General features: G+C 58.7%; 9 protein-coding genes. 5 read left to right on the top strand and 4 right to left on the bottom strand.

Features of this window, described 5'->3' with window-relative positions; all coding sequences use genetic code 11:
- Positions 1-5: 5 nt before the first annotated feature.
- Positions 6-884: a pyruvate kinase gene (locus tag NW856_RS00315; protein WP_414398485.1), complete on the bottom strand. Its 879-nt coding sequence runs from the start codon at positions 882-884 to the stop codon at positions 6-8.
- Positions 885-1,096: 212 nt separating this feature from the next.
- Between NW856_RS00315 and NW856_RS00310 the strand changes: the two genes are divergently transcribed.
- Together NW856_RS00310 and NW856_RS00305 are read left to right on the top strand one after the other, a co-directional pair.
- Positions 1,097-2,299 carry an LptF/LptG family permease gene (locus tag NW856_RS00310; RefSeq protein ID WP_414398484.1) on the top strand — a complete coding sequence of 401 codons (1,203 nt, stop codon included), beginning with the start codon at positions 1,097-1,099 and terminating at the stop codon, positions 2,297-2,299.
- A 72-nt stretch (positions 2,300-2,371) separates the two neighbouring features.
- Positions 2,372-2,524 (top strand): hypothetical protein, encoded by a 153-nt coding sequence (locus tag NW856_RS00305; RefSeq protein ID WP_414328994.1) that lies wholly within the window; start codon positions 2,372-2,374, stop codon positions 2,522-2,524.
- Between the two features lie 75 nt (positions 2,525-2,599).
- Here NW856_RS00305 and NW856_RS00300 read toward each other — a convergent pair whose 3' ends face one another.
- From NW856_RS00300 to upp, 3 genes are all read right to left on the bottom strand, one after another.
- The gene (locus NW856_RS00300; RefSeq protein WP_414375473.1) at positions 2,600-3,307 is read right to left on the bottom strand and encodes a tetratricopeptide repeat protein; all 708 of its coding nucleotides are present in this window, start codon (positions 3,305-3,307) and stop codon (positions 2,600-2,602) included.
- Positions 3,294-4,178, bottom strand: coding sequence for an HAD hydrolase family protein (locus NW856_RS00295; RefSeq protein WP_414398481.1), 885 nt, complete (start codon positions 4,176-4,178; stop codon positions 3,294-3,296). Before NW856_RS00295 ends, NW856_RS00300 begins: the two co-directional genes overlap by 14 nt.
- A gap of 270 nt (positions 4,179-4,448) precedes the next feature.
- Positions 4,449-5,138 carry a uracil phosphoribosyltransferase gene (upp, locus tag NW856_RS00290; protein WP_414344397.1) on the bottom strand — a complete coding sequence of 230 codons (690 nt, stop codon included), beginning with the start codon at positions 5,136-5,138 and terminating at the stop codon, positions 4,449-4,451.
- Positions 5,139-5,700: 562 nt separating this feature from the next.
- On the opposite strand from upp, the gene NW856_RS00285 reads away from it, so the two are divergent.
- The 3 genes from NW856_RS00285 to NW856_RS00275 form a co-directional block, all read left to right on the top strand.
- On the top strand, positions 5,701-6,777 hold the full coding sequence (locus NW856_RS00285) for an ABC transporter substrate-binding protein (RefSeq protein WP_414398479.1): 1,077 nt from the start codon (positions 5,701-5,703) through the stop codon (positions 6,775-6,777).
- A 472-nt stretch (positions 6,778-7,249) separates the two neighbouring features.
- Positions 7,250-8,188 carry a quinolinate synthase NadA gene (gene nadA, locus NW856_RS00280; protein ID WP_414398478.1) on the top strand — a complete coding sequence of 313 codons (939 nt, stop codon included), beginning with the start codon at positions 7,250-7,252 and terminating at the stop codon, positions 8,186-8,188.
- 1 nt (position 8,189) lies between these two features.
- The coding region (locus tag NW856_RS00275) for an FAD-dependent oxidoreductase (protein WP_414398475.1) at positions 8,190-8,622 on the top strand (433 nt) is incomplete at its 3' end.

Here is an 8,622-nt window from a genome sequence, read left to right as displayed (position 1 = left end):
ACCGCTTAGCGGTCGGAGCCGGGTAGTTTACGAAAATTGAGGCCTTTTTCTGCTCGCAACTTCTTGCCCTGAGGGGCAACTTTGTCCACCTCCAGCACCACGCCTGCCGGCTCGATCCTTACCACGCGGGCGCCGATTTTGCCGTCGTCGATCCAAACACTTGCCCCCACTTGCAGGTGCGCCAAAACCTCCGGCAGGCTGCAGGTCACCTGGCAGGAGATATCGGCGCTGGCCTCAGGAACCTTCGGGGTGAGCAGGATGCGATCCCCGCGGTACACCTTGGTTTTGCCAGGGGGCATGGCCACTGGGCCGGTGCGGATCTTGGGGCCGGCCAGGTCCAGCAAAATCTTGCAACGCCGTTGGGTCTGGGCTTCGGCCTGGCGCAAGTGGGCCACCATTTTCTCCCACACCGAGGGCTCGTCGTGGGCGCAGTTGATGCGGGCCACGTTCATGCCCCGCTCCAACAACTGCAGCAACAGCTCCGGCTGCTCGGCGGCTTCGCTGGGCAGGGTCACCATGATGCGCGCGCGGCGATGGGGAGAAGGGGGGCCAAACAGAGCCTCGGCGTGCTGCTCAAGTGCCGTATCCCCGGCATAAAACTCTTCATAGCTGGGCGCCGGATAGGCTAAGCCCTGAGTTGCTGCCAAAACGGCAATCACAGCATCTAGGTTTTCCAAAACCCGTGATTCACATCGCCCCAGCGACGACAGTCCGAGGGCGGCCAATTCCAACTGCAGGCTGCGCAGATCCTGTTGTCGCAGAGCCAGATACCGCGCCAGGTTATGAATGGCCGGAGGGGGGACGGTAGGGCAGCCCCAAGCAGCCAAGTAGCTCTGGGATCCCTCTACAACTTGTCGCCGCAGTTCCAGGAGTTTCTCCAGCAAACTCCTAAGATTGCAGGAGGGGGAAGAGGAGGAAACCATGTCGAAAGTCTTCCCAAGACAAACCCGGCCCAATTCTATGCCTGAGCTTACTTGGGGTCGATCATAGGCGGGTTAGGTTGAGAAAGGAAGGCGATAGCCTTTCATTGCCCAGTGTTCCGGTCTAGAGTCGTTAACAGCCTTCGGCTGTCCTGCCTACTACTTCCTTGGGTTGCGTGAAACTTCATTCTCTCCCTCCTGCCCGTTCCCGCGAGCGGCCTGACCACAGGCTCTCCCTCGTTTGCGCGGTGGGCCTGATGGATCGCTATGTCCTCTCGGAGATGCTGCTGCCGTTTCTCTTTGGGGTGGGGGCTTTCACAACCTTGGTGATGGCGGTGGGATCCCTGTTCGAGCTGGTGCGCCTGGTGGTGGAGGCAGGGTTATCGATTTCAGCAGCCTTGCAGGTGTTCGTGCTGCGGGCGCCGGGGATCATCGTTTTGACGTTCCCGATGTCCATGTTGCTGGCCACGTTGCTGGCCTATGGGCGCTTGTCTGCCGACAGCGAAATCACAGCCCTGCGCGGCTGCGGGGTGAGCCTTTACCGCCTCATGGTGCCTGCCCTCATCCTCAGCTTGCTGGTGACGGCTTTAACCTTTCTGTTCAATGAGCTGGTGGTTCCGGTGAGCAATCGCCAGGCAGCCACGACTTTGAACCGAGCTTTAAATCGGGATCCGGACTTCCGGCGGGAGAATATCCTCTACCAAGAATTTGGCGAGATCCTCATGCCTGAGCCAGACGGCACCTTTTCCCGGCGACAAGGGCTAACCCGTCAGTTCTACGCCCGCAGCTTCGATGGGAAGCAAATGCGCGGCATTATCGTCCTAGATTTTTCCAACGAAGCGCTCAACCAAATCCTGCTGGCCCAACGGGGACGCTGGGATCCCCAAGAGAATCTTTGGGTGTTTGAGGATGGCACCAACTACATCGTTTCTCCGGATGGCACCTACAGCAACATTGCCACCTTCAGCCGGCAGGAGTTGCGCCTGCCTCGCGCACCGCTGGAGCTGGCTCAAGAGATCCGCAGCCCTGAGGAAATGAACATTCGAGAGCTGAGCCATTATATCGAAGTGATTGCCAGCTCTGGCGATCTGCAACGGGTGCGCCGTCTGCAGGTCAGCCTCAACCAGAAGTATGCCATTCCCTTTGCGTGTCTGGCGTTTACCCTGATTGGGGTGCCTTTGGGGCTGCGCCCGCAGCGCACCGGTTCCTCTTTGGGGTTGGGCATCAGTGTGCTGATTATCTTTGCCTTCTATGTGCTGCTGTTCATCACCCAGGCGCTGGGACAAATTGGGACGCTGGGGCCAGCAATGGCGGCTTGGTTGCCCAACTTGATCTGTGCCGCCGTAGGGCTGGGGTTGCTTTACCGAGCCAATCAGTAGCTGCTGGGCACCGTTTCTCCAGATGTAGGATAAAACTGCCCAATGGATTCTCGTATTCTGGAGAGCTCCCCCATGGAAGTTCAAGCTTGGATGAATTGGATGTTTGGCGGATTAGCCCTGCTGATCTTGGGGGGAGGCATGCTGATGATGTTCACCACGGTGTTCACCACCAAAGGGCCCCAGCCCGAGGATTCTCAGTCGGATCCCCAAAAGGGGCGAGCCTAGCCCAAGGCCCGGTGACGGGATCCCTGGCATCCAGCTACATGCCTTCATGGGTTGTCAGTCTGGGCCGAGAGAGAACTAGTCCCGCTCCTGTTGGCGGAGCCGCTGCAGAAGCGAGAGGGGTTTCTCTTCCTCTGGCCCTTTCTTTTCAGTCGCAGTTGGCAGGGCGGCTGTTTCTGTTTTCTGAGGTTCGAGCAAGAGCTTGGCGGCTTCTGACTCGACGGCTGGAGGACGAGCCGGGTTTTTCCCTTGTTGGCCGGGCAGGGGCACAGACTCCAGAGTGGCCAGTAAAGATTGAATATGGCTGTGGGTTTCCGGATGGTTGCTGGCGGCATGGGCCAAAAGGGTGAGCTGCTCTTTGGCTGCGGCCAGGTTCCCCAGCTTGAGATCCACCAAAGCCAGTTGATAGCGGGCCTTAAAGCTACTGGGATCCACCTCTACCGAGCGTTGAAAGGCAGCGCGCGCCTCCGCCAGCTTGCCCTGACGGGCGTAGATCAAGCCGAGGTTAAAAGGCACATCGGGATCCCGTTCGCTGGGCAGCACCAAGGTTTTTTCTTCCAGTTCAATCGCGCTCCGGTAGGCGTTGATGGCCAAGGTATGAAAGCCCATCTGCAGGTAGCGGGCTCCGTCTTCCTTCAGTTGGGCGACCGTCGGTTCTCCTGTCAGTAGGGTCATGGGCGGTTGTGCGTAGGCGGGCATGGCCATCGCCAAACTCAGCAAGCATCCCGCCGTTCTCAAGCCCAGGGGGACAGCCTGACAACCGCTCTGCTGCTTATTCATCACCATGATCTGTTTCCTCCAACCACATCAACACCACTTCATTCCACCCCTCTGGGCCGGGGAGCTGAGCCAATTGCCATTGGGGCAGGGCCTCACTCCAGAGGCTATCCGCAATTGGGCTGGGAAGCACCACTTTTTGCTCCGTCCACCGCAAAAAGGCCACATCGGGCGGGGAACAACCAATGCCCAAAGCCTTGATAGGGCCCAAATGCCGTTGATAGCAATCCAGCAGCCGCCGCACCGCCTGCTCCCCCGGCGAGAAATTGGGTTCTGCGGCCATCGTTGGCCGTATCCATCCGGTCAGATACCATTGCGGCAGGCTGGAGAAGTGGAGCTGACGCACCCGCAGCAGATGTTGGGTGAGGTTGGCCTCTTGTTGGGCAAAAGCTTCCCGTAGGGTTTCGGGATCCCCGGAATAGCTGAAAATCTCGCTGTACTCTCGCTGCTGCGCCCGCTCCGCCTCTTCCAAAGGGATCCCGGTGGCAGCGGCCAGTTCAGAGGCAGTCCAATCCCCAAACCCGATCAAGTCCAAGTGGAAATCTTGGCGCACCTGTTGCAAGATGCTGCGCAGGCGAGAATAGGGCAGACCCAAGGCATACACGTAGTAGGGCGGTCGGTGTTGCCACTGCTCATCCAGAATGCCCGCCGGGAAGTAATGCTCAGGCACGTAAACGGCGGATCCATCCTCGCAGATGAACGGATGCTCCAGGCGTAACTGCCGCCGCACCTGCTCCAGTTGAGCACGGGTGCGCAGGCTGTAGAGCACCAAGGGAATGGAGCGGCGCTCTAGGGCAGCCAAGGCTTGTCGGGCAGCACCATAGCTGTTGGACTCCAGATCCAGCAAGCTGCCATCCAAACTGGTAAGGACAAGTCGCATAGGCGCAGGAAGGGAAAAGGTGCTGGCCCCGTCAGAATTGCAAGTAGCGCGACCGGCTGAAGCGTCCTACAGTACCTATGATCCAATAGCTTGACCAATCTGAGGGGGATTAGCCCCAAATGCTCTCCCTCACAGCATCTGGGTGAATGGGCAATCCGTGCGCCAGAAGTGGTAAAAGCTCGATTGAGCACTACAGAATGCGTGTGTCGCCGAAGATCTTGGCTCAAAAACCAGCAGCAGAGAAGACAGACAGATTGAGTGGGTCAGTGGCTAGTTCTCTGTGCCGAAGGCGCGATCCCCTGCATCCCCCAGCCCGGGCAAAATGAACCCTCGATCGTTCAGCCGCTCGTCAATCATGGCGCAGAAAATTTGCACCATCGGGTAGTGGGATCCCAACCGCTGTAACCCTGGGGGCGCTGCCAATGCGCAGACAATCCGGACCAAGCTGGGATCCGCCCCCCGCTTTTTCAGCTCATCCAAAACCCACAGCAGCGTGCCCCCGGTGGCCAACATCGGCTCGGGAATGAGAATGCGCATCTGTTCAGGGATCCGCTCTGGAAGGCGATTGAGGTAGCAACTGGCCTGCAGCGTTTCCTCATCCCGCACCATGCCAATGTGAAAGATCCGCGCCTGGGGCAAAAGGGCCTGACAGCCTTCCAGCATCGCCAAGCCAGCCCGCAATACAGGCACAATGCCCAGCAGGGTATCCGGCGCGATGACCTCCGCGGCAACGGGTTCCAAAGGGGTTTGCACCTGAACGGTCTGGGTGGGGATCCACTCCCGCATCGCCTCATAGGTTAGCCAACGGCCCAGCTCCGACATGGCCGTGCGAAACAGGGGCATGGGCGTCTCCGCATCCCGAGCCACGGTTAGCCAGTGCTTAATGAGCGGGTGAGGGGGGACATAGACACGAAGCTGCTGACTTGCCACGGGAGAATGCCTCAATCTGGGCGGTAGCATAGCGGGTTGCCTCAGCAGAAAGCAAGCTCTCCAATTGACTTGACCGCAACTCCATCCCGACCGGGGATAAATTGCCAACAGCTCCGGCAAATGCTCAAGGGGTGGGGCTCTTTGACCCAGCAAGATTGCGGCAGAATGAGATCTGCAGGTTACTTCGAGCGCCGGTCAGGTTCGGTGGCTACAGGTTTGGGATAGACCAGGGCAAGGTTGGTTTCGGGCTTTGTTCCCCTTGCCATTCTTGAGCTGAGGTGCTGGCTGCTGGGCAACTTGGTCTCTAGCCGATGGAACCCAATGCCGGCGGATCTCGTCTGCAAGTACCGGTAGCCGGAGATACCGCTCTGTCCAAGGGTTTCTGGCTTAATGGGGTGTCGCAAGTTACAGCCTGTTCACAAATTAAGGGATACAAAACTTAAGGGATACAAAACATCGTGTTTCTGAGGCTTGACTCCGATGAGGTTTAGAACAAGTAGGTTTACAACCGTATCCGTAGCCCCTCAATAGGCTGTACCTGCATCTTTGGCCCCCTCACACCTTGCAAGGATTAGCTTAGGGAGAATGGATTATGGCTTCGTCTCAACCCTCTGACTCGAACACCAAGGCTCTGAGCCGCCGTCAGCTTCTCAAAGTGGGAGCCGCAGCCCTTGGGGGCGGTCTGCTGGCGGCAGGGGGCGCCCAAGCTCAGCGCAAACCCTCTCCCACCCTGATCGTGGCTCAGGGATCCGGCCTGGATCGCGTTTCCTATGCTACCAACTGGTATGCTCAGGCGGAACACGGCGGCTTCTATCAGGCGGTGGCGACCGGCATCTACCGCGAGCATGGCCTGGATGTAACCATCAAGATGGGTGGCCCCGGCATCAACATCACCCAAGTTTTGGCCGGTGGAGCTGCCGAGTTTGCCATGGGGGGAAGCACAGGGGTGATCAATGCTGTGCGAGAAGGGATCCCTTTGGTGTGTGTGGCAGCCATTTTCCAGAAAGACCCGCAGATCATCATGGCCCACCCTGGCACCCAGCGCTTTGAAGAGCTCAAGGGCCGGCCTATCTTTGTCTCGAAAGGTGGCCTTGCCACCTACTGGCCCTACCTGAAGGCCCGCTTTGACTTCACCGACGATCAGGTTCGTCCCTACAACTTCAACCCCGGCCCCTTTTTGGCGGATCCCAGCTCAGCTCAGCAAGGCTATCTGACATCCGAGCCTTTTGCCATCCAACGGGAAGGGGGATTTGAGCCGGTGGTCTTCCTCCTGGCGGATTTGGGCTACAAACCCTATGCCACCACCATCGAAACCCGTCGTCAACTGGTGGAAACCAAGCCCGACTTGGTGGAGCGATTCGTGGATGCCTCTATCAAAGGCTGGTACAGCTTCTTGGAGGATCCCCGTCCGGCCTATCGCTTGATCAAGCAGGACAACCCGGAAATGACCGATGCCCAGTTGGCCTACAGCTTCGAGAAATTGCAGGAGTACGGCATCATCTTGTCCGGCGATGCGCTGGAAAAAGGCATTGGCGCCATGACCGACAAACGCTGGCAAGACTTCTTCGACAGCATGACAGTGGCCGGCGTGTTTGAGCCAACCATCAACTACCGGGCTGCCTATACGCTGGACTTCGTCAACAAAGGCACGGCCTACTACACTGCCTGACCAAGAAAACCGGGTTTAGCGCTCCGCGCTGCTAAAGCGAACAAGCCCCGCCCCCTGGGACGGCCTCTGCTTCATTGCTACACGACGCTTTCGCGAACGCCTATGACGGCGCGGAGTGCTTGAAAGAATCCCCTGCCTTTATGCAGGGGGGAATGTCAACCTGAGCCAAGTCCTCGCTAGATGCTGTTTTACTGCTGCGCAACGCCGTCGCAACCGATGCTACTTTGGGAAAACAACCTAGGCCCAGCTCCAGCTCAACCGAGCGCCGCGAAAGGCTTCTCCGAGCGTCTTGGCTAAAGCAGAGTCAGCCAACTGCAGGAGATACGCTTTCTGCTATCGCTGCGCGCTGCTCCTGCGAGCCCATTAGCGGGACAAAGTCCTCAGATCGCGTCCAGCTTACAGAGGAACAAAGCCGTTATTGCTACGCAACGCTGTCGCGACAAGAAGTCGAGAATGATAAGGAGAAACTCTATTGCTACGCAACGCTGACGTGACCGTCCAGGAGATTGTTCGGCTCAAACAGGAAAGGCAGGCGGTCATCCTTGCCCATTCCTATCAGCTCCCCGAAGTTCAAGAGGTAGCAGACTTTGTGGGAGACTCCTTGGGGCTGGCTCGAGAGGCTCAAAAGACGAGCGCCCAGGTGATTGTCTTTGCGGGCGTGCATTTTATGGCGGAGACGGCTGCCATCCTTAACCCGGAAAAGACGGTGCTGCTGCCGGATCTGGAGGCGGGCTGTTCCTTGGCCGATAGCATTCGCCCGCAAGATGTGCTGCGGTGGAAGGCAGCCTGCCCTGAGGGCCTGGTGGTGGCCTACGTCAACACCGCTGCCGAGATCAAGGCTCTGGCAGATGTCTGCGTAACCAGCGCCAACGCAGTTCAAGTGGTGGCCAGCCTGCCCCCGGATCGCCCCATCTTCTTTGTGCCGGATATGTTTCTGGGAGCCCACGTTGCTCAAGTAACCGGAAGGGAGCTGGATCTCTTTCCGGGAGAGTGCCACGTGCATGTTGGCATCCGGGAAGAGCACCTCAAGGCGATGGTGGAAGAGCACCCTGGAGCAGAGTTCCTCATTCACCCGGAGTGCAGTTGCGGCTCTAGCTGTCTCTTCCTCAAACCGGATGCCAAGCTGCTCTCCACCGAGGGCATGGTGCGCTACGCCAAAGCTTCAGAAAGCCGCGAGTTTGTGGTGGCCACCGAGGTGGGCATTCTTCACCGGCTCAAGAAAGAAGCTCCAGACAAAATGTTCATCCCTGTCAAGGCAGAAGCCGTCTGCGAGTACATGAAGAAGATTACCTTGGAAAAGATTTACCGCTCCCTGCAGGAGATGCGCTACGTGATCCAGGTGCCCCAGGAGGTGGCTGAGAAGGCTCGCCGTTCCATCCTGGCCATGCTGGCAGTGCCCGCCGGGGCTTAAATTGGAGCGCAAGGACTACGTGGCGCTGCTGCAAGAGTGCTATGCCTACGGCAGGGAAATCGCACCGCTAGTGCGATGGCAAACTGATCTGCTGATCCTGGGAGCGGGGGTGGCGGGGGTGTACGCAGCCCTGTGGGCCGAAACCCAGGGGGCGACAACCTTGGTGGTAAGCAAGGATCCCCTTCCCTCTGGCTCTACCCCTTGGGCGCAGGGTGGGGTGGCTTTTCCTGTGGATGAGGCGGACGTAGAAGCCCATATCCAAGACACCTTGCAAGCGGGCCGCGGCCTGGTGGAAGAAAAGGTGGCTCGCTCCATTGTGGAGGAAGCACCCTTGCACCTGGAGAGACTTTTGCGCTGGGGCCTTCCTTTCCATCCCCAACCTGTCCGGGAAGGGGGCCACTCCCAAGCGCGGGTACGCCATCTGGGGGGGGATC

The sequence above is a fragment of the Synechococcus sp. R3-13 genome, from assembly GCF_047462195.1.
Taxonomy (GTDB): domain Bacteria; phylum Cyanobacteriota; class Cyanobacteriia; order Thermostichales; family Thermostichaceae; genus Thermostichus.
This window is presented reverse-complemented; position numbering and strand designations above follow the sequence as displayed.